Origin of the sequence: Pantoea sp. sgz302252 (assembly GCF_042610525.1) — a bacterium.
Taxonomy (GTDB): domain Bacteria; phylum Pseudomonadota; class Gammaproteobacteria; order Enterobacterales; family Enterobacteriaceae; genus Erwinia.
Map to the genome: position 1 here is coordinate 558,635 of NZ_JBHDVM010000001.1, position 23,017 is coordinate 581,651.

General features: G+C 53.6%; 19 protein-coding genes. 10 read left to right on the forward strand and 9 right to left on the reverse strand.

Going from position 1 to position 23,017, the window contains the following annotated elements:
* Positions 1 to 118: 118 nt before the first annotated feature.
* Positions 119 to 1,297 (forward strand): YbfB/YjiJ family MFS transporter, encoded by a 1,179-nt coding sequence (locus tag ACETPC_RS02555; RefSeq protein WP_380178280.1) that lies wholly within the window; start codon positions 119 to 121, stop codon positions 1,295 to 1,297.
* Positions 1,298 to 1,410: 113 nt separating this feature from the next.
* On the opposite strand, the gene ACETPC_RS02560 is transcribed toward ACETPC_RS02555, so the two are convergent.
* The 7 genes from ACETPC_RS02560 to otnK all read right to left on the reverse strand — a co-directional run bounded on the left by ACETPC_RS02560 (position 1,411) and on the right by otnK (position 9,615).
* On the reverse strand, positions 1,411 to 3,669 hold the full coding sequence (locus ACETPC_RS02560) for an RICIN domain-containing protein (protein ID WP_380178281.1): 2,259 nt from the start codon (positions 3,667 to 3,669) through the stop codon (positions 1,411 to 1,413).
* 263 nt (positions 3,670 to 3,932) lie between these two features.
* Positions 3,933 to 4,763, reverse strand: a complete 831-nt coding sequence (locus tag ACETPC_RS02565) for a helix-turn-helix transcriptional regulator (RefSeq protein ID WP_380178282.1) — start codon at positions 4,761 to 4,763, stop codon at positions 3,933 to 3,935.
* 73 nt (positions 4,764 to 4,836) lie between these two features.
* Complete coding sequence (locus ACETPC_RS02570; protein ID WP_380178283.1) at positions 4,837 to 5,691, reverse strand: MBL fold metallo-hydrolase; 855 nt, start codon at positions 5,689 to 5,691, stop codon at positions 4,837 to 4,839.
* A 179-nt stretch (positions 5,692 to 5,870) separates the two neighbouring features.
* Positions 5,871 to 6,284, reverse strand: a complete 414-nt coding sequence (locus ACETPC_RS02575) for a cupin domain-containing protein (protein WP_380178285.1) — start codon at positions 6,282 to 6,284, stop codon at positions 5,871 to 5,873.
* 71 nt (positions 6,285 to 6,355) lie between these two features.
* Positions 6,356 to 7,657, reverse strand: a complete 1,302-nt coding sequence (locus ACETPC_RS02580; protein WP_380178287.1) for an SLC13 family permease — start codon at positions 7,655 to 7,657, stop codon at positions 6,356 to 6,358.
* Positions 7,658 to 7,727: 70 nt separating this feature from the next.
* Positions 7,728 to 8,366, reverse strand: a complete 639-nt coding sequence (locus ACETPC_RS02585; protein WP_380178289.1) for an aldolase — start codon at positions 8,364 to 8,366, stop codon at positions 7,728 to 7,730.
* A complete protein-coding gene (gene otnK, locus ACETPC_RS02590) occupies positions 8,359 to 9,615 on the reverse strand; it encodes a 3-oxo-tetronate kinase (protein ID WP_380178291.1) in 1,257 nt (418 codons plus the stop codon). Before otnK ends, ACETPC_RS02585 begins: the two co-directional genes overlap by 8 nt.
* Positions 9,616 to 9,934: 319 nt before the next feature.
* Here otnK and ACETPC_RS02595 point away from each other — a divergent pair, with 319 nt between their 5' ends.
* The 7 genes from ACETPC_RS02595 (at position 9,935) to ACETPC_RS02625 (ending at position 18,327) form a co-directional block, all read left to right on the forward strand.
* Positions 9,935 to 11,005, forward strand: a complete 1,071-nt coding sequence (locus ACETPC_RS02595; protein WP_380178293.1) for an isocitrate/isopropylmalate dehydrogenase family protein — start codon at positions 9,935 to 9,937, stop codon at positions 11,003 to 11,005.
* Positions 11,006 to 11,052: 47 nt separating this feature from the next.
* Positions 11,053 to 11,703, forward strand: coding sequence for an arylsulfatase (locus ACETPC_RS02600; RefSeq protein WP_380178295.1), 651 nt, complete (start codon positions 11,053 to 11,055; stop codon positions 11,701 to 11,703).
* Positions 11,704 to 11,723: 20 nt separating this feature from the next.
* The gene (locus ACETPC_RS02605; RefSeq protein WP_380178297.1) at positions 11,724 to 12,596 is read left to right on the forward strand and encodes an amidohydrolase family protein; all 873 of its coding nucleotides are present in this window, start codon (positions 11,724 to 11,726) and stop codon (positions 12,594 to 12,596) included.
* A gap of 25 nt (positions 12,597 to 12,621) precedes the next feature.
* Positions 12,622 to 13,995 carry an MFS transporter gene (locus ACETPC_RS02610; protein ID WP_380178299.1) on the forward strand — a complete coding sequence of 458 codons (1,374 nt, stop codon included), beginning with the start codon at positions 12,622 to 12,624 and terminating at the stop codon, positions 13,993 to 13,995.
* A complete protein-coding gene (locus ACETPC_RS02615) occupies positions 13,979 to 14,662 on the forward strand; it encodes a transporter substrate-binding domain-containing protein (protein ID WP_380178301.1) in 684 nt (227 codons plus the stop codon). Before ACETPC_RS02610 ends, ACETPC_RS02615 begins: the two co-directional genes overlap by 17 nt.
* 114 nt (positions 14,663 to 14,776) lie before the next feature.
* A complete protein-coding gene (locus ACETPC_RS02620; RefSeq protein WP_380178303.1) occupies positions 14,777 to 17,422 on the forward strand; it encodes an aconitate hydratase in 2,646 nt (881 codons plus the stop codon).
* A gap of 2 nt (positions 17,423 to 17,424) precedes the next feature.
* On the forward strand, positions 17,425 to 18,327 hold the full coding sequence (locus tag ACETPC_RS02625; RefSeq protein ID WP_380178305.1) for a LysR family transcriptional regulator: 903 nt from the start codon (positions 17,425 to 17,427) through the stop codon (positions 18,325 to 18,327).
* Here ACETPC_RS02625 and ACETPC_RS02630 read toward each other — a convergent pair.
* A complete protein-coding gene (locus ACETPC_RS02630) occupies positions 18,324 to 19,418 on the reverse strand; it encodes a lactonase family protein (RefSeq protein ID WP_380178307.1) in 1,095 nt (364 codons plus the stop codon). The genes ACETPC_RS02625 and ACETPC_RS02630 overlap by 4 nt on opposite strands.
* A gap of 304 nt (positions 19,419 to 19,722) precedes the next feature.
* Between ACETPC_RS02630 and phbB the strand changes: the two genes are divergently transcribed.
* Both phbB and ACETPC_RS02640 read left to right on the forward strand, forming a co-directional pair.
* Positions 19,723 to 20,466, forward strand: a complete 744-nt coding sequence (gene phbB, locus ACETPC_RS02635; RefSeq protein ID WP_380178309.1) for an acetoacetyl-CoA reductase — start codon at positions 19,723 to 19,725, stop codon at positions 20,464 to 20,466.
* A gap of 76 nt (positions 20,467 to 20,542) precedes the next feature.
* Positions 20,543 to 21,874, forward strand: coding sequence for a CitMHS family transporter (locus ACETPC_RS02640; RefSeq protein ID WP_380178310.1), 1,332 nt, complete (start codon positions 20,543 to 20,545; stop codon positions 21,872 to 21,874).
* A 45-nt stretch (positions 21,875 to 21,919) separates the two neighbouring features.
* On the opposite strand, the gene ACETPC_RS02645 is transcribed toward ACETPC_RS02640, so the two are convergent.
* Positions 21,920 to 22,837: an Rpn family recombination-promoting nuclease/putative transposase gene (locus ACETPC_RS02645; RefSeq protein ID WP_380178312.1), complete on the reverse strand. Its 918-nt coding sequence runs from the start codon at positions 22,835 to 22,837 to the stop codon at positions 21,920 to 21,922.
* Positions 22,838 to 23,017 lie beyond the last annotated feature (180 nt).

The window sequence follows — 23,017 nt, forward strand, 5'->3', positions numbered from 1 at the left end:
TATTGCTGCTCCCGGGTATGACTGTCGGTCATAGGATAATTCGCCCCATTTTTCATTCAGCGATTGCGAAATAGTATGGCCGCCAGATTAAGACATTTCGCAGGAGCAAAGCAAAAATATGTCGATTCACTCCACTTCGCAGCAGGCTTGCGCTGGCCAGCCAGAAACAGGCGCGCTCGGCACTATGCTGACGGGCATCATCACGCTCGTCGCCGTCATGGGCATTGGCCGTTTCTCTTTAACGCCGCAGATCCCTTTGATGATCGGGGATGGCTTTCTTACGCTTTCCAGCGCGGGCATTCTGGCGGCGATGAACTATATCGGCTATTTGCTCGGTGCCGTTCACGTCAGCAGACTAAAAAACAGCCATGCGCTTTACTTAAAAACCGGGCTGGTGGCAACGGCGCTGGTGACGCTATTGTCCGGCCTGACCACCAGCTTCGCGCTGCAATGCCTGTTCCGGTTTATCTCCGGCGTGGGCGGTGCCTGGGCGTTGATTATCGTCACTTCCTGGACCCAGCAGGTGCTGGCCGCTAAACAGGCGCCAAAACTCTCTGCTGCGGTTTTTACCGGCCCGGGCGTTGGCATCGCTTTAACCGGCGTGCTGGCGTGGGCGATGGCCTGCGCAGGGTTTAATTCATCGCAGGCGTGGCTGGTTTACGGCGTGATGGCAATTATCGCTGCCGCCGCGATATTTGCAAAGTTGCCGAAAACCCTGGCCGCCGCTGGCGGAGCGGCTAAACCCGCGCCGCTGAATCGCAATCTGAAATTTCTGCTGGCGGCTTATACCCTGGCGGGCTTTGGCTACATCTTACCAGCAACGTTCTTATCGCAAATGGCGCACGGCATCTTTACCCAGGGAAATCAGGCCGCTTTCTTCTGGCCGCTGTTTGGCCTTGCCGCCGTAGCGGGCGTTTTGCTGGTTATCGCTTTTGCCGCGCGCGTGCGCACACAGCCAGCACTGGCTGCGGCAATGGTTATGCAGGGAGCAGGCGTCGCCAGCGTAGTTTTTTTCCCGGATGCAAAAGGCTTGCTGATCGCCACGCTGCTGACAGGGCTGGGTTTTCTCTCCATCATGCAGCTTTCGATGCGGCTGGCGCGTGAAGTTTCCAGCGGGGCAATAGCGCGTACAGTGGCAGTGCTGACCTCCGGCTACGCTACGGGACAGCTGACAGGGCCGCTGATCTCTTCTGCCAGCGTCACACTATTCCACTCGCTACAGCCAGCGCTGCTGCTGGCAGCGGCAGGGCTGTTGGTGGGTGGGCTGGTGGTAAGCCGTATCAAACAGGCCAGTTAATTGAGATTTAATCTCATGTGAAAAACGGGTAAAAGATATTTCTGGACTGCCGCCCTTAAAGCGGCAGTTCCCTTTTAGAAATTCTTTGATGCAACAATTTGTCTATCCAGCGGTTATATTTTATCAATATTGAAAATGCAACCAGTATAATCTTCGGAAGATGGCCTTTGGCGCAGTGTTAAAAAAGATTCCCTGCCCATATTGCTTTGGCCCGGCATCGGGTTAAACGTATTCAACTTGCACCAAACCTGGTTGGGATTGGAAAAACTTGAGATAATATAACGCTCATTGCTTTTATTTCCTGTGTTTGCATGAATATTCCAGAACTGAGTATCATCAAAATGATTCTCTAACAGGTAAAGCCCATCATTAAACAGGCTGATTGCGGTACCAGGAAAGGTACTACTCCTTATCTGCCAGACGCTGGGGCCTTTAGCTCTGGCCCTGACCAGGTAAAAATGTATAAAAGCATCATCTTGATTACTTTGTGATAATATAATCTTAGAGGTCGTAATTTCTACTTTTACAATATCATTAATTCCATCAAGGTTATTAGTTATAATAGCTGTAAGGTCATAAATTGCAGGCACGGCTGGTGGGTTTGAGTGCTTGATTAATGAAAATATCTGAGCATCGTTTCCATTTCTGGCATGCAGTTGGATGCGTGTGCCGTTAGCGGTGTTTGCATTACTGACATCTAACACAAGCGATGAATCTTTGAAATTTGATATAATATAACTATTACTGCCGTAGATTTCTAATCGCCAGTAGTGTTCATCTTTGTATTCATTTTTATGAAAAAATACTTCTTTACTTGTTACGGTATTCCATGCCAATACAAACCCAGTCCAAATATTGACAATTTGATAAACATTACTTCCTTTATTATCGCAACGGATAAATACAAATATTTGCCTTACCCCTTCATCCCTACTGTATACTATCACATCCCGGTTTTCTGTTTGGGATGAAATGACCACGGAAAGATTAAGTAGCGAAGCGATATATACAGGCTCTCCAAGGCGAGAGTCAGCAATAAGAAAACGTTGGTTGGCATTATTGGTACGGTTGTCAATGACAAGCTCAGTGCCATTTTCAGTTTTTGAGTCCGGAACATCTATAGTCTTGATGCTGTTGGCATAGCTGGAAATAACATGGCTCGTTTCAGGCACATGGCGATCTATATGCCAGCGACTGTAATCAGTTTCATTACCGGTGTTAAAAATCAATTCCGGACTTTTGTCCTTATTCCAGAAAAGCTTACTCTCTTTGCCGCTTTGGCTTATTGAATAAACTTGCCAGTCATAAATGTGTTTGGTTATATTTATAGAGAAGAGTTGCTCCGGAAATTCATAAATATCTTGTAGAGTAAGAGAAGAATTCGCGCCAATGGTCGCTGCCTTATTTTTGTTGATTTCCGGGATAATAGTTTTATCGCTTACGCTGACCATTGGTCCATAAATTAACTCTCTTTGGCGCCAGTTGTTATTTGTGACCAGGTAAATATACAGACCGTGCCAGTCATTTTCCATTATTAAATATGTTTTCTGTGAAGCTGAGCCGGATAAAAAAACGGGAATATCCCCTCCCATATATTCTGTATAAGATGCATTGTAACCACGAACCTTATGATAATGCCCACAGAAAATAGCTTTGATATTATCTTTATATGCACTAAAGAGCGCCTTCATTGCGTTCAATGCGCTGTTCGGCCACGTGTCAGGCTTATGTATATTAATAATTACTTGCTTTCCTCTGGCTATGGCTTTTGTAATCGTATTTTTTAGCCATATTAAATTTTCATCCCATCGCATATAGACTTTTCTTTTATCAGTTGTAATGATGGTTTTATTGTAATTATATCCGGTCATGCCTGGGTAGTTATTCATCTGGATAAAATGATAGTCTCCTTCATCCCACGAGTAGTTAAAGCTACCTGTATAATCAACATTATTAGAACCTTGGGTAATACTTACATCCCATGACTTATTGCTCAGAGATAATGACTGATAATGAGCTAAAAAGTCTCTCATGGTGTCAGTTGCGGCGCCATTGTTGGCTGTATCATGGTAATTATTTTCAATATCGTGATTTCCTAATCCCCAACGTATTGGCGGAGTGAGTATATTCATTAATTCCGTCATTTTTTTTCGCTGCCATCCATGCCCAAATGCTGTCAGGTCGCCATTGATAAGCACGATCGATGGACGAGTGGAGCTCGCAACATAATTATTAATATCCCTGTACTGTTCAGCAATATATTCTGCTGAACGCGATTCTTTAGCACTGTCGCTTTCCGACGTGCCATTGTCGGTTTTTTCGGTCCAGGGATATTGAGGGTCTGAGGTGATAATAACATTCAGGTGTTCCATAAAAACCTCGCGAAATCTGGATTGATTGTTGAGAGGAGCTCATATAGCTATGGTTTTTTCTGGCGGTGCAGGGCAAGAAATAAATAATATGAGTGTGGGTCCAATCCACAAAGGAAACAGGTCCGGATATAACTAAAATATTATATATATAAAATAAAAGCTGGAGAGATAAATATATAGTTCAGAGTTTGGGCTTATTCCACCTGCACTGCTAATTTAATCCTGCTTCTTGCGCAGCAGGATCTTTACCGGGAGCTTAAACCTTAGCGAAAGCCGGAGGGCTCGATGCCGTAGCGGTCGCTGAACTGCCTGCTGAAGCTGGCGACCGAACTGTAGCCCACGCGCGCGGCAACGGTTTTGACCGGGAGATCGGATCCCATCAACAGGCGTAGCGCCACAGCAATACGCGCATCAGCAATAATAGCGCGCAGGCTGGTGGATTCTGCAGCCAGCCGCCGACGCAGCGTTGGGCCGCTCAGCCCAAAATGTTGCTCAACCTCGCTTGCCGTCCAGCGGCGAGCGGGTTTATCGCTGATCATCTGGCGGATTTTCATTGCCAGGCTGGGATCGCGCGGGCGCAGCAGACCACGATGCCCCAGCATGTAAAGCCGCAGAATGACCTCTACCAGCGCATGAACCGCAAACGGACGTTTTCCCTCGCGCATGGCCTGATTCCAGCGAATTAACGGCTCAAGCACTTCAGACACGGAAACGGCAGCAATAGCGCCGACCTCCGCTACGGGCGGTGCCGCAAGCAGCAGCCGGGCGGCCTCCAGCTGCTCCTCAAACAGGATCACGCTCAGCGCCACAAACTCGCCGCTGGTTTCCTCCGTCGCATACTCAATATCCAGACTCCTGGCGTTCGGCACTACCAGCATCTCGCCGGGTTTAACGGTTACCCAACTCTCTTTCTCACGGAAGCGAAAAGAACCTCGCAGCGGAAAAGAGAAGGTTGCGCATTCCGCTTCATACTTTTTGATTTGATGCGTTCGCAGCGCGCGCAGACAAACGCAGGGCAAAGGAGACGAGGCGCTTGCCATTGAAAACAGCCTGCCAAGAAGCTGCTCGACCACAGGGTCAGGTTGTCCGGACATACAGATACGTTATCCCTTTCGTATTAAGTGGCGTCAATATACGCCGCTTACCGGCAATAGCGAAAGCGACGAATTAAAAATCGTAGTCCAGGCGATAGCCTCTTCCTTCGCGTCGTACCGTGCCGCTGGCTGGCGTATTAAAATGCATGCCGCTCACGGTCAGATTATCGCTGACTGCGCGCTCAAGAATTGCTTTACGCGCCTGTGCAGCGGCGGCTGGGTCGTTGTCGAAAGCGACAGTGACTTCAGGCTGTGCCGTCTGAATATGCGGAAAATGCACGATATCGCCCCAGATCAGCAGCGATTCCCGCTCGTTGCCCAGCAGATAGCCGCAATGTCCTGGCGTGTGGCCAAACAGCGGCACCGCCTGAATACCGGGCAGAATAGCCTCATGGTTAAAGGGAACCAGCCGGTCGCTGTAGCTGCCGAGCGCCTTCCTGGCCGGGGCAAAGTTAGCGCGCATATTCTCATTAACGCTGGCAAAAGCAGTTTCGCTTTCCCAGAAAGCCAGCTCTTTTTCATGAATAAAAAGCTGCTGCACATTGGGGAATAAAGGCACTGATGATGGTGTAATCAGGCCACCAATATGATCCGGATGCGCATGGGTCAGCAGGATGGTATCAATTTGCAGCGGATCGATAGCCGCCGCAGCCAGCGCAGCCTGTAAATCACCGCCGCCGCCGTGCAGACCGCCCATGCCGCTGTCGACCAGAATAGTATGCTCCGCCGTTTGCAGAACATAAGCGTTGATATTTATTCGGGGTATTGCCGGCACGCCGCGCTGTGCCAGCAGGGTTTCCGCCTGGCCTTCATCGATGTCGTTAAGTAGAGTAAAAGAGCCATCTATATAGCCGTCGCTGAGCAGCGTTACGACAGTATCACCTATTTTTTTTCGATTAACGGTGGGCATCCGATCAAGCTGATTCATCTTTTTTCCCTCAGATATGAATAGGGGAATAGCTTAACCGGGCCTGGCTTATGGAATCGCTCATAGTGACTCGTCAATAGCTCAAACGGTCACTATTTTAAATGTCTTTCACCATGCGGATCTCACGCGTTTTTGCAGCGCCGCACAGGCGGTGCGGCGGCATGATCTTTCTTTCATCATCAGCTTTGATGCTCTGCGGCCACGGGCCGGGTTTCGCCGGTTTCCACCAGCGTACGGTTGGCATCTCTGGAGCCGTAAATCCACATGATTTTCATCGGCTCCGTTTCCGACGCGTTGCGAAAGCGGTGCGCCACGCCAGCCGGAATAAAAGTGACATCCTGCGGCTGGATGGCAAACTCCTGGCCATCAATATCGAAAATGGCATGGCCTTCCACCAGCAGCACGCTCTCTTCGCAGTTGTGGAAATGGAAAGGGATCTTTGCGCCGCCGGCAAATTCGGTATAGCCGCTGATAAAGGCGCTGGCGCCCATACCTGCCGTTACCAGTGGCGTGGTGCTGGCACCGCCGCCGCGATCGTACTTTTTAATCTCTGCCGGATGCAGCAAATAAGAGCCTGAAGCTGTTTTGATCACGTCATTTTCTCCTGTTGATTAGCATGGCCGAACCAAAAGATTTTACTATCTGTGGCTTCCCATCTTTGTCGCTAAACCGGCACGATGCCGGACAACACTGCCGCCAGCAAGGCGCAGAGACTCATTATCCAGACTTTAAGAGTGGAATGACGCAGATGCTCATCCACGCGTAAACTCAGCAGACTCAGGCCCAAATGCGTTGCCGGAATGACCGGGCTAAGCAGCAGGCCGATCTGCTCGGTAATCAGCATAGCTATAGTCACGTGCAGCGGCGATACATTGAAACTTTGGCCCAGGCCTACCGCTAACGGCAGCAGGGCGAAATAAAAGGCATCCGAACCGATAAGAATGACAACAGGCACGCTGAACGCGGCTAAAACCAGATACAGATAAGGGCCAAGGCTCTCGGGGAAGATCGCCGCCAGCTCGCTGACCAGCACTTTTATAATACCGGTGTTCTGCAATATGCCGACAAATACGCCGATAGCCAAAAAAATCACGATAACCGGAAAAACGGTTAACGCGTATTCCTTTATTTTTTGCTGCGCTTGCTTCGCATCGGGGTAGTTAATAATAACGGCAAGAGAAAAGGCGATCATAAACAGGAAATTGCCTGCTACCCAGCCCGCAACCAGAATAATAATAGTGGCGATAACCAGCGCGAAATTTAGCTTCAGCAGCCAGGGATTACCTGACTCTTTGGGTTGCAGCATCTCCTGGCGCATAACCTGAAAGGCAGCAGGTGAAATCCCTGAGCCGCTACGGTTTTCCACTTTTGCCATTATCCAGCAAAGCAGCACGCCCAGCACAAAGAGCACGGCCTGTAACGGCAGCAGCCGGTAATAGACTTCGAGAATATCCAGGTGGGTAACCGCGATGGCGCGATTCAGCGAACCGCCCCAGGGAGTGATGCCGGTTACGCCAACGCCGACGGTGATCAGCAGCAGCAGGGTTTTGCGGCTGATATTCATTTTCTCATAAAGCGGCAGCAGCGCTGGCACCGTTACCAGCAGCGTTGCATAGGCGTTGCCGTCCAGGCTGCACACCGAGGCAATCACCAACGTGGCCAGCAGCACGGAAAAAGTAGAAGGGGTGACAAAGCGCAGAATGAAACGCACGATAACGTCAAAGACGCCCGCTTCTTTCATCAGCGTAAAGAACATGGCGCTGAAGGCCACCAGCGTGGCGGTGCCGACTACTGATTTCAGGCCAAGCGCAACGAACTCCCCCAGTTCTTTAAAGCCGAATCCGCAGATCAGCGCAGCAAGGGTCGGCAGGATAATAAAGAGAGTACCGGGGGGGAAACTGTTTTTAAGTAAACACCAGGTAAGCACGATAAACATAGCTATCCCGGTAATCAGCATCAGAGACATAGCGAGTTCCCTTTCTTTTTTATTTTTTTGCAGGTACAAAAGCGCCTGAGCATTACCCCAGGCGTTGGCGTTATTTCATATTGAACAGGGAGTTGAGTTCATCGACGTTTTCTGCGGTAAGCGTCGCCATGCCAAAAGGCTTCAGCATAAAATAAAGCTTTGCCGTTTCCTCCAGCTCTTCGGCGTTAAATACCGCCTCGCGGATATCTTTGCCGGAAATAACAGGCCCGTGGTTTGCCAGCAAAATAGCGTTATGCTCCTTCGCCAGCTTTTCGACTTCTTCAGCAATTACCGGCGAACCGGGACGTATATAGCGCACCACCGGCAGTTTGCCAACGCGCATAACGTAATAGGGCGTAATGGGCGGCAGGGCGTTTTCATAATCCAGGTCCGGCAGGCAGGAGAGCGCCGTCAGCCACGGTGAATGCAGATGCACAATGCCGCCGCACAGCGGACGCTGGCGGTACATGGCAAGATGCATCAGGATCTCTTTCGAGGGTTTCTGGCCTGCCAGCTGCTCGCCCGTTATTGTCACCTTGCTTAAGCTGTCGGGATCGAGGTCGCCAAAGCTGGAGTTGGTAGGCGTCGCCAGCACGGTGCCGTCCGGCAATTTTAAACTGATATTGCCTGCGCCACCGCTGCTGTAGCCGCGTTCATACATAGAGCGGGCGTAGCGCACCAGATCCTGGCGTAATTGGTTTTCAGTCATGAAAATACTCCTGCGCTTTTAAAAAGAAATCGCTGTTGCCAAAATTGCCCGATTTAAGGATCACCCATTTTTTTTCATCGAGAACCTGTGTCCAGGGGACGCCTGGCGCCACGGCCTCACCGATAACCATGCCGCGAATATTCAACCCCTGAGTGACGGCACCGGAGGTTTCTCCGCCCGCCACGATAAATTTATTAAAGCCAGCAGCGTTTAACGTCCTCGCCAAATCAGCAAAAAAGCGCTCGATCTTCTCGCTGACAAAGGCCGCGCCATAGCTCTTCTGCACGATTTCGATAATCTGCGGCGGCTGCGTGGCGTAAACCAACGGCGCAAGAGCTTCAGGCGCATGGTCCAGTACCCAATTGGCTACGCTGGTAAGGTAGTTCGCGTCATGCAGAATTTTTTCGACGTTCAGCGCCAGCGATGAGGCGCGCTGCTGGTAAAAATCCACCTGCTGATTGGTCATGGAAGAGCAGCTGCCGGAGAGCACGACGGCAAAACCGGCCGCCTCGATATGCATGTCGTGGCCTGATAAATCCTGCTGTTGCGTATCAAGTGCCGCGATAGCGTAACCCAGCCCGGCCGCGCCTGTTACCAGCGGAAAACGGGCAGTAGCCTGGGCAACAGCCAGCAAATCAGCATTGTCCAGCACGTCAAAAATCACATATTTTGCTTTTCCCTCCAGGGCTGTTAGCCGCGCGGAAATCTCCTGCGGTTGATTTTTAACTGTATTAATAGTGACGTTGTCACATAGTCCGCCGGATTGCGCTTCCATCAGGGTTTTTAGCGATGAGCAGGTCATTGGCGTGACCGGATGGTGCCGCATGCCGCTTTCGTTAAGCAGTTCGCCATTTACGAACAGATGACCATAGACAATAGTGCGCCCGTTATCCGGCACGGCCGGACAAAGCACGGTCATTGACGTATTCAGGTAACGCATCAGGGCATCTGTTACCGGCCCAATATTTCCCTGCGCGGTTGAGTCGAACGTTGAACAATATTTAAAGAACAGGCGGTCACAGCCTTGTTCTTTCAGCCAGTCGGCGGCGGCCAGCGACTGGCAGACAGCGTCTTCTGCCGGGATCGAGCGGCTTTTCAGGGCGATAACAACCGCATTGACGCCGTCTGCTGCAAACGCTTCGTCCGGCACCCCGTTAAATAACACGACACGCCAGCCCGCTTTCACCATAAAGCTGGCGATATCGGTGGCGCCGGTAAAGTCATCGGCGATCACGCCTAATCTTGTCATGAGCTTTCCTCTGCTGCCCGTTGAATTTGGCAATATTGCTTTTATATATTGATAAATGCAAATATCCAGAATGTTAATCTGTGGTAAGGATCACAAAAAGAAAAGGTGGCGACCTGCTGGCCCGACGGAGAAGGCGCAAGAAAGAGCGCCGCGAAAGGGAAGAATGGCGATTTTTGCACCGGTAAAAATTACCTGCTATTAATCAGTGACTTATCCCTTATGTGATTTTTTTGTATTACAAATGTGATCTTCGTCACCTTGCTCTTAGTGCATTTATTGGTATAAAAATGCAATCAACATTACCCATCAAGGAGTTTATATGCGTATTCTGGTTTTGCCTTGTGACGGCATCGGCCCCGAAATCACTTCAGCTGCGGTAACCGTGCTGACCTCTCTGGATAAAGCGCTGGGGCTGGGCTTCGAGTTTGACTATGACGACGTCGGCTTTAAAAGTCTGGAACTGCACGGCACGACATTACGTCAGGAAACGCTGGATAAGGCGAAAACCTATGACGGCATTATTCTGGGCACACAGTCCCACGCTGACTATCCGGTACCGGAAAAAGGGGGCCGTAACGTTTCCGCCGGTTTCCGTATTGGCCTGGATCTTTACGCCAACGTTCGTCCGGCGCGCACTCGTCCGTTTCTGACCTCTAATATGAAAGAGGGCAAGAAGATGGATCTGGTCATTATGCGCGAAGCGACCGAAGGGTTTTATCCGGATCGCAATATGTCCCGAGGCTGGGGCGAAGTTATGCCAACGCCCGATATGGCGCTCTCCACGCGGAAAATCACCCGCCACTGTTCTGAGCGTATCGCGCGTAAGGCTTTCGAGCTGGCGATGCAGCGCGGTAAAAAAGTAACGGCTATCCACAAGGCCAACAGTTTCCATATGACCGACGGCCTGTTCCTGGAAGCAGTGCGGGACGTAGCGAAAGAGTTTCCGGAAGTCCAGCTCGACGATCTGCTGGTGGATGCTTCTACCGCGCATCTGGTGCGTAATCCTGAACGTTTCGACGTACTGGTCGCCACCAATTTTTACGGCGACATCATCAGCGATCTGGCAAGCGAACTCTCCGGCAGTCTCGGCCTGGCCGGCTCCATTATGGCCAGCGATACCCACTGCTGCGCGCAGGCTCAGCACGGCTCCGCGCCGGATATTCAGAACCAGGATAAAGCTAACCCAGTCTCTATGATCCTCTCTGCCGCTATGATGCTGGCGTGGTATGCCGAAAAGCATAACCAGCCGAAATTCCTCAAGGCGGCGGAAGAGATTAACCGCGCGGTGGATAAAGTACTGGAAAATCCGGCGACCCGTACGCCGGATCTGGGCGGCAGCTGTGGCGCCAAAGCCTTTGCCGCGGAAGTCGCTGCGGCAATCCAGGCGTAACCCAAAGGCTGCCGTTATCAGCGGCAGCCGTTTCTACGGAGAGAACCATGAGCCAACGCATAGTGTTGATCCACGCCACGCCGCTGGCGGTTGCGCCTGTTAACGAAACTTTTGCCCGCCAGTGGCCGGAAGCGGAAATCAGCAACTTGCTGGATGACGCGCTAAGCCGCGACCGGGCTAAGATGGCCGCATTGACGCCCGATATTTATCAGCGCATCGATCGGCTGGTGGACTACGCGCTTGGCCTCGACGCTACCGCGATCCTGTTCACCTGTTCAGCGCTGGGCGAAGCCATTGACGCCAGCGCCACAAAGCATGCTCTGCCTATTCTTAAGCCTAACGAAGCGATGTTTGAAACGGCGCTGGAGCAGGGCGACAACATTGTGATGCTGGCGACCTTTGCGCCAGCGGTCGCCGGTATGGAAGCCGAATTTCGTGAAATCGCTGCGGCCAACGGCTCTGACGCTACGCTCTCTACAGTGGTGGTGGCGGGGGCGCGTGAGGCATTAACCGCAGGCAACGTGGCGCTGCATAACCAGCTGTTAGTGGAGGCTGCCTGTCAGTTTCACTATGCGGATGCCCTACTACTGGCGCATTTCTCAATGGAAGTTGCTTTTGAGGAAATAAAAGCGGCGGTCTCCTGCCCGGTATTAAGCAGTCCTCAGGCAGCCGTAAAGAAATTAAAACATTTAGATTAGCCGCAAAATAGGGCGAAGCCGTGAACAGTCATTCTTCTATAGCGGAGGTGAAATACAGCGCTATTTCATCGCCGCCCGCTATCCTCTTGCCGGAAAACAGCTGCGACGCTCATCATCATATTTTTGACCGGCGTTTTCCCTACGCGCCGGATGACCAGCGCAATTTACCTGACGCCACCACTGATGACTATTTACAGTTCAAAAAGCGGCTCGGTTTTCAGCGCCATGTGATCGTACAGCCTTCTTCCTACGGCACGGATAACCGCTGCCTGCTGGCGTCGCTGGCGCGTTTTGGCAAGGATGCGCGCGGCGAAGCGGTAGTCACGGATCGGATAAGCGACAGCGAACTGGACATGCTGGGGCGCGCGGGCGTAACCGGCATCCGCTTTAATTTTGCCGCAGGCAGCGCTACTACGCCGGAAATGCTGCTGCCGCTGGCCCGTCGCATGGCAGATCGCGGCTGGCACATTCAGGTTCACGCCTCGGCGGACAGGCTTTGGGCACTGCGCCCGCTGCTGCGGCAGATCCCCGGCAATCTGGTGATCGATCACTTTTTTCGCCTGCCGCAGCCCGAGCCGATGGCGCATCCGGCATGGCGGCTGGCGTGGGAACTGATCGACAGCGGACGTTGCTGGGTAAAGCTTTCTGCATTTTATCAGCAGTCGCAGCGGGAAGACGCCAGCGATATGGCCCCGTTGATAAAAAGTTTTTTAAACCAGGCTAGCGAACGCGTGCTGTGGGGCAGCGACTGGCCGCACCCTAATTTAATCAGCGCAAATAAAAAAATGCCGGATGACGCATTACTTCTTTCACAACTTTTCCACTGGGCAGGCAATGAACAGGTTCGGCGCAAATTATTCGCGATAAACCCGGCTGAACTTTACCGATTTTAATCGTCCGTCAAATAAGGTCGAAATAATGGATATGAATGCTGCACCCCGAAAAAATAAGCCAACGCGCTATCGTTTTTTAATTTTGCTGATGGTATTCCTTAGTATCGCGCTGAATCATGGCGACCGCGCCACCTTTTCTATTGCCGGTACGGATATGGTAAACGCCGCCGGTCTGGATATCGTCGCGCTGGGTTACCTTATCTCTACTTTTACCTGGGCTTACGTGCTTGGACAGTATCCGGGCGGCTGGCTGCTCGACCGTTTCGGCTCGAAGAAAGTTCTGGTCGCTGGCGTATTCAGCTGGTCTTTTTTTGTGTTTCTGGTGGGCTTCAGCACTTCATTTGATAACGTCTGGGTAACGCGCGTGATGATGTTCGGCTTTATCTTTATGATGGGCCTGATTGAAGCGCCGACGCTGCCCGCCAACTCGCGCTTTCTTGCTGCCTGGTTCCCGGCGCGCGAGCGCGGCAAGGCTTCCGGCTTTACTACCGCCGCGCAATATTTTGCGTTAGTGGTATTCCTGCCGCTAATGGGCTGGTTCTCCTATACCTATGGTTGGGAATCCGTGTTCTGGTTTATGGGCGGTATCGGTATTCTTATTTCGCTGATCATGAGCCGCGTGCTGGCCGATACGCCTAAGGTTCATCCGCTGGTAAATGATGCGGAACTGGAATACATCCAGTCCGGCGGCGGCCTGACCAACCTTAAAGCCAGTAAAAAAGGAAACGCCGCCAAAGGCTATACTAAAAAACTGCTGACCAGCCGCCTGGCGCTGGGCGTCTATATGGGGCAGTTCTTCTTTACGGTACTCTCTTACTTTTTCCTGACCTGGTTTCCGGTTTATCTGGTTCACGATCGCGGCATGACCATCCTGAAAGCGGGCTTTGTCGCTTCCTTGCCCGCGCTGTGCGGCTGTGCGGGCGCGCTGCTCGGCGGCGTACTTTCCGATTTTATGTTGCAGCGCGGCTACAGCCTGTCGGCGGCGCGCAAAACGCCTATCGTGATCGGCATGCTGTTGGCGGTAAGCATGGTGATCTGCAATTACGTAGATTCTGCCTGGATAGTGGTGGCGATTATGTCACTGGCTTTTTTTGGCAAAGGGTTTGGCGCCATGGGCTGGTGCGTGGTATCCGACTTCTCGCCGAAGGAAGCTATTGGACTAAGCGGCGGCCTGTTCAATATGATCGGCAATATTTCCGGGATTTTTACGCCGATTATTATCGCCTATATCATCAAGGATACCGGCTCGTTTAACGGCGCGCTGATTTTCGTCGGCGTCTGCGCTTTTCTGAATCTCTGCTGCTATCTGTTCGTCGCCGGAAAAATCCAGCGCCTAAACTTTGCGCCAGAACCGCATTCTGACACATTCCCGGAGGAACCTCATGCCAGCCATCGCTAAAAACGAATTACGCTTCGCCATTAACCTGGGCAACGCCGTGCTGGCGAAAAGCCTGCCGGACGGAGAGCCTGGCGGCATTACCGTTGAGATTGCACAGAAGCTTGCCGACGCGCTGGCGCGTACCGCGAATTTCATTACCTATCCGGCCGCCGGGAAAGTGGTTGAGGATGCGCAAAGCGACCGCTGGGACATCGCTTTTCTCGCCGTGGATCCCGAACGTGAGAAAGTACTGCGCTTTACCCAGCCCTATATCGCTATTCAGGGTACGCTGCTGGTCAGGGCAGAAAGCCACTGGCACAGCGTTGAACAGATGGACAATTCAGACACGGTGATTAATGTAGGCAAGGGCGCCGCTTACGATCTCCATCTTACGCGGCAGCTTCAGCACGCCGCGCTCAACCGGTTTGGCTCCTCGCAGGAGGCGATTGACGCGTTTCTGCATGGAGAAGGCGATATGGCGGCCGGTATTCGCCAGCCGCTGGAGCGGGCAGCACGCGAAAATCAGGGCTATCGCGTGCTGCCCGATAATTTCGGCACCATCCGCCAGGCTATTTGCGTGCCGCACCTACATGGCGATCTCTTTGACAGCATCAGGGCGCTGCTGACGCAATGGCAGGAAGATGGCAGCATTCAACAGATCATCGACCGCCAGTTGGCGACGCTGTAAGGCTTCCTCGCGGCGTTCTCGATCCGAGAACGCCAGCTTATTCAACGCGCAATTTTCATTCTCTTTCCGCCGTGGCACGTTATTGATACAAGAACATAACAACAGAAGGTTCGTATGACATCGCCCGTCTCTCTGGAACGCTCTACGCTTGTCGTTAATCATCGCAGCTATCATTTTCTTGACCTGACCCGGCTGCTGCCACTCAGCGAACTGCAAAAGCTGCCGTTCAGCCTGCGCATTCTGCTTGAGAACGTCGCGCTGCGCTCGCCGCAGGCGCTGCCGCAGTTTCTGGCTATGCTGAGCGGCACGGCCGAAGCGGGTGAAATTGAGTTTTATCCCGATCGGCTGATGTTCCACGACACTACCTGTCTGCCAGCGCTGACAGATTTCGCGGCAATGCGCGATTTGACCGCTGAACTGGGCGGCGATCCACGTGCGATCAATCCCAGGATCCCGGCAGTATTGGTTATCGATCACTCGGTCATCGTGGAAAGCTACGCTTCGCCTGACGCCCTTGAGCAAAATCTACAGTTCGATTTCCACCGTAATGCCGAACGCTACCGTTTTATTCGCTGGGCTGAACAAAGCCTGGACAATTTTCGCGTCATCCCGCCCGGCACCGGTATTATCCATCTGATGAATCTGGAAGCGATTGCGGAAGTGGTCACGGTGGATGAACGTGAAAGCGTGCCGTTGCTGCATGCCGACTGCATGATAGCCACCGACAGCCATACGCCGATGATTAACGCGCTGGGCGTTCTTGGCTGGGGCGTTGGCGGGCTGGAAGGCCAGGCTGCGCTGGTGGGCGAGCCGGTCACGCTGCGTTTCCCGGAGACTATCGGCATTTCCGTCTCGGGCGTGCTCTCTCCGGATGTTAGCGACAGCGATTTAGCGCTGCATATCACGCGCCTGCTGCGGGAGAAAGGCGTAGTCGGCAAGTTTGTGGAATTTACCGGGCCATCGCTGCACGCCATGCCGCTGGAGTCCCGCGCTACCATCGCCAATATGGCGCCGGAATATGGCGCGACCGTGGTCTTTTTTCCCTTCGATCGGCAGAGCGCCGATTATGTGCGTATGACCGGGCGCAGCGAAGAGAAGCAGGCGCTGATCAATGCCTATATGCAACAACAGCATCTGTGGCGCACGCCGGAATCGCCGCAGCCCGTTTTCACCCAATTGATCGAACTGGATTTGGGTAGCATCGAACCCTCGATGGCCGGGCCGGTCAATCCGCATCAGCAGATCCCACTGAGCCATGCCGCGCAGAGTTTTGCCGCTGGTTTGCCCGTTGAGACGCAAACGCGGCACTGGTCTCATCCGGCTTATCCGGAAGCGATTAAGCAGGGCGCGATTGCGATTGCGGCTATCACCAGCTGCACCACTACAGCCAATCCCTGGCTGGTGATCCAGGCAGCCCTGTTTGCGCGTAATGCGGCGCAGCGTGGCCTGAAGCCTAAACCCTGGGTAAAAACCTCGTTTTCGCCGGGTTCGCGCGCGGTTACCGACTATCTTCAGGAGTGCGGCCTGCTGGGCGAGCTGGAAAAGGTCGGTTTCGACGTCACGGGATATGGCTGTATGACCTGCATCGGCAGCTCCGGCGCGCTACAGCCCGCAATGGAAGAGTTGGTGAACGAAGGGTTGCAGGCAGTGTGCGTACTTTCCGGCAACCGTAACTTTCCCCGTCGCGTTAATCCGAGTCTGGGGCATGGCTACCTGACCTCACCAGCGTTGGTGATCGCATGGGCGCTGGCGGGCGATATTGACTTTGACATGCTGTGCGACCCGCTGGGCCACGACCAACAACAGCAGCCGATTTTTATGCGGGATCTGATGCCCGGCCGTGAAGAGGTGGCGCTATGGGTGCAGCGCGCTATGAAACGCGAGTTTTACGTCAGGCGTCGGGAAATTATCTGGCAGGGCACGCCGCACTGGCAGCAAATCGCCGCGACCAGCAGCGTGCGCTATCCGTGGGAAGCCAGTTCGACCTATCTGCGTCGGCCCGGCTATCTTGAACGGCTGCCGCGCGACCCCTCTGAGCCGTTGACGCTGGCAAACGCCCGTCCATTTCTGTGGTTTGGCGATGATGTGACCACCGACCATATTTCTCCTGCCGGCGCTATTCCGGCAGCAAGCCTGGCGGGAGAGTGGCTGCTTGAGCGCCAGGAAAGCCCGCAGGATCTTAATCTTTATTCGACGCGGCGCAGCAACCATGAGGTGATGGTGCGGGGCGCTTTTACCAATAAGGCGCTGGTGAATCGTCTGCTGCCAGAGGGGCAGCGCGGCGGCGGCCTGGCATGGGATGCCGATCGTCAGCATATTCTGCCCGCTTATCAGGCTGCGCAAAGCTGGCTGGCACGCGGCGTGCCGCTGGTGGTGTTCGCTGGCGAACGTTACGGCGCTGGTTCCAGCCGTGACTGGGCGGCCAAAGCGCAGGCGTTGATGGGCGTAAAGGCAGTCGTGGCCAAAAGCTTTGAGCGCATTCATCGCACTAACCTGATCGGCATGGGTATTCTGCCGCTGCATTTCGCGACTGGTGAAGCGGCGCGTTTACCTGAGATGACCGGCGAAGAGACGCTGGATTTTACCGGTCTGGAATCCTTGCAGCCCGGCACAACGCCGCTCACGCTGCGTATCAGCCGTAACGGCGAACTGCTGGGCGAGCTACAGCTGACAGCGGTGCTGGATTCGCAGCAGGAGCTGCGCTATCTGCGTCACGGCGGCATTCTGCCTTTTGTTATTCAGCGCACGCTACAGGAATAAGAATGCGTTACGACCTGGTTTCACTCTCGATCTTTGTTGCCGTGGCGGAAGAGCGGAATCTTACTCATGCTGCCCGGCGCAAACACATCGCGGTTTCGGCGGTCAGCAAACGAATCGGCGAACTGGAACAGCAAATCGGCACGCAGCTAATGCTGCGTTTGCCGCGCGGCATCGAGCTGACGCCAGCGGGCCATTCGCTGCTTTACCATGCCAGGCAAATCTTCCGCAACCTGGCGGAGATGGAAGAAGAGCTGAGCGACTATGCTGCCGGCATCCGTGGGCATATCCGCATCCATACTATTTCCGCCGCGCTGATGCATTGTCTGCCGCGCGCGGTAAGCCAGTTTCTGGCCAATTACCCACAAACCGATATTGATATAGAAGAAAAGACCGGCATCGGCGTGGTACAGGGGCTGCTGGAAGGCGAAGCGGACGTCGGCATCTTTTCCAGCTGGACGCCCGCTTCGGGCATAGAAGTCTGGCCCTGGCAGGAGGACAGGCTGGCTGTACTGGTATGGGCGGGCCATCCGCTGGCGGAGCACGGGACGCTGCGGCTGGCGGATCTGCTGGCTGAAAAGCTAATCGGCCCCCATCGCGACAGCGCGGTAAGCCATATTCTGGCGCGGGAAGCGCGAAAGCTGGGTCAGCCGCTCGTTATCAGCCTGCGCGTCAGCAGCTTTATTGCCATGGCGCAACTGGTTAGCCAGCAGTCCGGTATTGCTGTCCTGCCGGTGAACGAAATTGCGCCCGCCTCGCTGCATGATGGCGTACGCCTTATTCCGCTGGCGGAACCCTGGGCTAAACGCGAGTTGCTGATCGGCGTCAAGGCTATTGCGCAGGCCTCGCCTTCGGTAAAAACCCTGCTGGCGTGCCTGACGCCTGCGCACCAGCAGGAGTCGGATTAAGCAAAACAGATACAGGTTGGGCTGGCGGAAGCGATAACGCCATCGGTTTTGTGCAGCAGGCCGCTGTCGGGATCGACTTTGAATACCTGAATCGTATCGGAATCTTCATTGGCGCTATAGAAATAGCGGCCGTCCGGCGAAAGCGTGGTAAAGCGCGGCGTTTTGCCGCCGCACGGCACCCAGTCAACCACACGCAATTTACCGTCCTGCGCGATGGCGCAAATGCCAATGCTGTCATGCCCACGGTTGGCGGCGTAGAGAAAACGGCCGCCAGGATGAACTTCGATTTCACTGGCGTCGCTGCGCTCGCTGTAACCCTGGGGTAGCGTGCTCAGGGTTTGCACCAGCTTCAGGCTGCCGCGCCCTGAGTCGAGCGCCAGTATCGTCAGCGTGCTGCTCAGTTCGCTGATGCCGTAGAGCCAGTTGCCGCCGGGATGAAAATCAACGTGGCGCGGCCAGCTGCCGGGCGCGAGCCGTATTTCATCCACCAGCTGCGACTGATTCTGTTCCCAGCGATAAAGCCGGATCATGTCGATGCCGTTGCCAGCGGCGCGGCCCTGGATCGGCACCGCAAAGAGATTGCTGCCCGGCGCGAAAACGATTTCATGAGGACGCGACAGCGAAGGCGTAGCATTAGCAGGTTGATCATGGCCAGGAATGTGTGCCAGATGGTGGGGCGGTGACAACCCTTCAGCGGTAACGGCCAGCGCGGCAATATTGCCGCCTTCATGATTGGCTATCAGCAATGTGCTGGCATCCGGCGTCAAGGCTGCGCTAACGGCATTGTTACGCCTGTGAGGATCAAGATCGCCATGGGGATGGCGCGGCCCGGTGGTTTGCTCCGCCAGCAGGCTCAAAAGCCCGGTAGCGGGATCGCGGTTAAAAACGGCGACCTTATCGCCGTCGCCATGTAGTGCGTAAAGCCGATGGCGCAGCGGATCCAGCGTCAGCCACGACGGGTTCTCCTGGATGGAAGCGATGCACTGAAGAAGCCGCCATTCGCCCGACGGCAGCAGTTGATAAACTTCGATTCCTTTTCCGCGCGCTCCGCGCCAGGCGGAAGTACGGCAACCCACATAGGCAAATGTCATGTTAACCCCTCAGATAGATTTGCATTTAAAATAATATAAATGCAAATAAATCGCGGTGATGCCGATCACGCAGCTAAGAATATATGGTTATTTATCTAATATTTATAGCGGTATTTTGCGGCCTTAAGGTTGTTAAAAATATTGATGAGGAAAAAACAGGAGATTGCCTTATTGCTTTTGATTAATTTTAAAAGCAGATCGTGTTCACATTTTAGACGTTACGCGATTGCAGAAAAGTCCGGCGCGCCGCTTACTGTTAACAAGAAGTAATCAAACGTTAAAAAAAAGTATCGGAGAGCAGGGTATGACCCAACGTATTGCGTACGTCACCTCAGGAATGGGCAGTCTGGGTACGGCGATTTGTCGGCGGCTGGCGAAAGACGGCTTCAAGGTTATAGCCGGTTGCGGCCCGGGATCGGCCAGAAAGCAAAGCTGGCTGGCCGATAATAAAAAGCTCGGTTTTGATTTCATCGCCTCAGAAGGCAACGTGGCCGACTGGGATTCTACTGTTAAAGCCTTTGAAAAAATCCGCCGGGAAACGGGCGAGGTGGATGTGTTGATTAATAATGCAGGCACCGCGCGCAATGCCTTGTTTCGCGATATGCAGCCACAGGAGTGGCAGGCGGTAATCGACACCAATATGAACTCGCTGTTTAACGTTACCCGCCAGGTCATTGACGGCATGATGTCGCGCGGCTGGGGAAGGATTATCAATATCTCTTCTCTGAATGCGCAGATCGGCACCGTCGGCCAGGTGAACTACTCTACGGCTAAATATGCGGTACGTGGTTTTACCCGCGCGCTGGCTCGTGAGGTTTCCGCTCGTGGCGTGACGGTGAATACAGTTTCGCCGGGTTATATCGCCACCAGCAAATTGAAAAGCGTCACCCCTGTTCAGGTGATGGACAGGATCGTACAGGAAATTCCGGTGCGAAGACTCGGCTCGCCTGCGGAAATCGCCTCTATCTGCGCCTGGCTTGCCTCCGATGAGTCTGGCTACGCCACGGGCGCTAATTTTTCCGTCAACGGCGGCATGCATATGAGCTAGTCCCGCTTCTTTCCCCCAACTGGATAACGACAATAACTTTTCAGCGCCTCTGGCAACAAAGGCGCAGGAGGCTCTTATGCTCTCTTTACTGGGTTACGGCATGATCGTGGTCTTTATGATCCTGATTATGACTAAAAAACTTTCTGCGCTGGTGGCGCTGACGCTTATTCCTATTCTCTTCGCGCTTATTGCCGGTTTTGGCGGCGAGATGGGCGGGATGATGATTGATGGACTAAAAAAGGTCGCCCCGACGGCCATTATGGTGATCTTCGCCATTCTTTATTTCAGCACTATGTTTGACACAGGTTTGTTCGACCCCATTATCCGCTTTTTTCTGCGTATCATTAATGGCGATCCGGTTAAGGCAGTGATGTGCAGCGCCGTGCTGGCGGCGATGGTTTCGCTGGACGGTGACGGCTCCACGACCTATATGATTTGCGTTACGGCTATGCTACCGCTGTTTAAGCGTATTCGGCTGGATCCGCTGGCGTTAACCTGCGTGGTGTTTCTTTCCGGCAGTATCACCAATTTGCTGCCGTGGGGCGGGCCGCTGGCGCGCGTGGCGGCATCGCTGAAAGTGGAGTCTGCGGAACTCTTTGTGCCGCTGATCCCCTCAATGCTCTGCGGTTTTGTCGGCGTGCTGGCGCTCTCCTGGTATATCGGCATTCGTGAGCGTCGCCGCCTCGGCAAACTAAGCATTCAGAGCGGTAACGTCGTGCTGGAAGAGGACGCGGAAAGTTATTTGCCCGCTATCAATGACGTCAGCGAAGAGTTGCGCCGCCCCAAATTGTTCTGGCTGAACGCAGGGTTGACGCTGCTGCTGATGGTGTCGCTGGTCATGGAGCTGCTGCCGCTGTCGGTGCTGTTTATGGTGGCCTTCGCCCTGGCACTGCTGATTAACTATCCCCATCTTGATGCGCAGCGCCAGCGTATTGCCGCGCATGCGCCAGCGGCGCTGAATCAGACCTCGATCTTTCTGGCGGCAGGCATCTTTGCCGGTATCCTTTCCGGCACCGGCATGGTCACTGCGATGTCCAATTCTCTGCTGGACGTGCTGCCGCAGTCCTGGGGGCCGTATCTGGCGCCGATTACCGCGTTAATCAGCCTGCCGGGCACTTTTTTTATGTCCAATGACGCCTTTTACTATGGCGTGCTGCCGGTGCTGGCAGAGGCGGGCAGGGCTTATGGTATTGAGCCGATTGAAATTGGCCGCGCTTCGCTGGTGGGGCAGCCGATCCACTTGCTCAGCCCGCTGGTGGCCTCAACCTATCTGTTGGTAGGGCTGGCGGGCGTGGAGTTTAGCGACCATCAGAAATACACCTATAAGTGGGCATTCCTGCTCTGCATGATTTTTCTGGGATCCAGCCTGCTGCTGGGGCTCTATCCGCTCTATTCCGCTGGCGCATAACAATAAGCCCCGGCGCATTAACGCGCCGGGTGTCCTCCTGCGAGCTCAGTGGCAAAGGCGCGCCAGCTTTTTTTTGGAAAGCTGAGTTGCCTGGACGACTACCTCGAAGGGAATACCCATTTTTAGCAGGCTGCGCGCGACTTCCATTTTTCCTTTCAGGCGGCCTTTCGCCACGCCTTTTTTCATGCCTCTTTGCTCAAGCTGTTCTGCAATAGTCATCAGTTCATCCTTATGCTGCGGCACTCGCAGTGCCAGTTCGCGTAGAAAAGCGTCCATGTCCGGGGTTTCTCCTGCCCGTACCAGGTAGTTTATCAACGTGGAAAACTGTTGTCCTGTTAACTGCTCCTTTTTTAACAGCGTTGCCAGCTTTTGCGGAAAACCGGGCAGCCCGCACTGGTGAATATGTTTTTGCAACAGCGTGAGCGGGGCCATTTTGCGGTGGCGCATGATTTCATGGTCAGAAATAAGCGTAACGTCAACCAGCGGGAAGGCCTGGCCATAAAGTAGGGCGGCCAGCTGCGGATTGTCGAAATCATCCAGCCAGCACGTGGAAAAGGGCCACGGCTTACGGCCAGTGTAGAAAAGTATCGGGATCACCAGCGGAAGCTTTTTGTGACCGGCATCCAGATGGCGCTGCATGGCGGCCACCGCATAGCGAAGAAGACGAAAAGCCATATGCCTGTCCGGCGTTGACTGATGCTCAATTAACACGTAAACGCATCCGTCGCCCGTCTGGGTTTTTAAACTGTAGAGCACGTCGCAAAAACTGGGCCGCAGGGTTTCGGTAATAAAGCTTCCCGACGCCAGCTTCAGCGAACTGAGATCGCAAACGGCCAGCAGCGCCGCAGGCAAATGTAGCCTCATAAAGTCGCGTGCCGTCGCCGTGTTCGCTAAAAATTGCCGGAATGCCGCATCGTGCGGTGTGGCAAGATTCTTTCTGCCGTACTGAGCGCCTGCCTTCATTTTACCTCCTTGTCCCGCTTTTCCGGCAACAGATAGCCCCGACTTATTTAATAAGGAAGCCAGAATAAGCGATAGCGTAATTTTATTTCATGACGACTACTTTATGTTTTTTATTAATCACGTCAACGTTGAGCGGGATATAATCCTTTATTATTTTCTCGCCGTGGAATTTAGCTCGTA

Excerpts from the sequence above, each read along its gene's own strand:
- ACETPC_RS02555 (WP_380178280.1), top strand. The coding sequence starts at position 119 with ATGTCGATTCACTCCACTTCGCAGCAGGCTTGCGCTGGCCAGCCAGAA.
- ACETPC_RS02560 (WP_380178281.1), bottom strand. The coding sequence starts at position 3,669 with ATGGAACACCTGAATGTTATTATCACCTCAGACCCTCAATATCCCTGG.
- ACETPC_RS02565 (WP_380178282.1), bottom strand. The coding sequence starts at position 4,763 with ATGTCCGGACAACCTGACCCTGTGGTCGAGCAGCTTCTTGGCAGGCTG.
- ACETPC_RS02570 (WP_380178283.1), bottom strand. The coding sequence starts at position 5,691 with ATGAATCAGCTTGATCGGATGCCCACCGTTAATCGAAAAAAAATAGGT.
- ACETPC_RS02580 (WP_380178287.1), bottom strand. The coding sequence starts at position 7,657 with ATGTCTCTGATGCTGATTACCGGGATAGCTATGTTTATCGTGCTTACC.
- ACETPC_RS02585 (WP_380178289.1), bottom strand. The coding sequence starts at position 8,366 with ATGACTGAAAACCAATTACGCCAGGATCTGGTGCGCTACGCCCGCTCT.
- otnK (WP_380178291.1), bottom strand. The coding sequence starts at position 9,615 with ATGACAAGATTAGGCGTGATCGCCGATGACTTTACCGGCGCCACCGAT.
- ACETPC_RS02595 (WP_380178293.1), top strand. The coding sequence starts at position 9,935 with ATGCGTATTCTGGTTTTGCCTTGTGACGGCATCGGCCCCGAAATCACT.
- ACETPC_RS02600 (WP_380178295.1), top strand. The coding sequence starts at position 11,053 with ATGAGCCAACGCATAGTGTTGATCCACGCCACGCCGCTGGCGGTTGCG.
- ACETPC_RS02610 (WP_380178299.1), top strand. The coding sequence starts at position 12,622 with ATGGATATGAATGCTGCACCCCGAAAAAATAAGCCAACGCGCTATCGT.
- ACETPC_RS02615 (WP_380178301.1), top strand. The coding sequence starts at position 13,979 with ATGCCAGCCATCGCTAAAAACGAATTACGCTTCGCCATTAACCTGGGC.
- ACETPC_RS02620 (WP_380178303.1), top strand. The coding sequence starts at position 14,777 with ATGACATCGCCCGTCTCTCTGGAACGCTCTACGCTTGTCGTTAATCAT.
- ACETPC_RS02625 (WP_380178305.1), top strand. The coding sequence starts at position 17,425 with ATGCGTTACGACCTGGTTTCACTCTCGATCTTTGTTGCCGTGGCGGAA.
- ACETPC_RS02630 (WP_380178307.1), bottom strand. The coding sequence starts at position 19,418 with ATGACATTTGCCTATGTGGGTTGCCGTACTTCCGCCTGGCGCGGAGCG.
- phbB (WP_380178309.1), top strand. The coding sequence starts at position 19,723 with ATGACCCAACGTATTGCGTACGTCACCTCAGGAATGGGCAGTCTGGGT.
- ACETPC_RS02640 (WP_380178310.1), top strand. The coding sequence starts at position 20,543 with ATGCTCTCTTTACTGGGTTACGGCATGATCGTGGTCTTTATGATCCTG.
- ACETPC_RS02645 (WP_380178312.1), bottom strand. The coding sequence starts at position 22,837 with ATGAAGGCAGGCGCTCAGTACGGCAGAAAGAATCTTGCCACACCGCAC.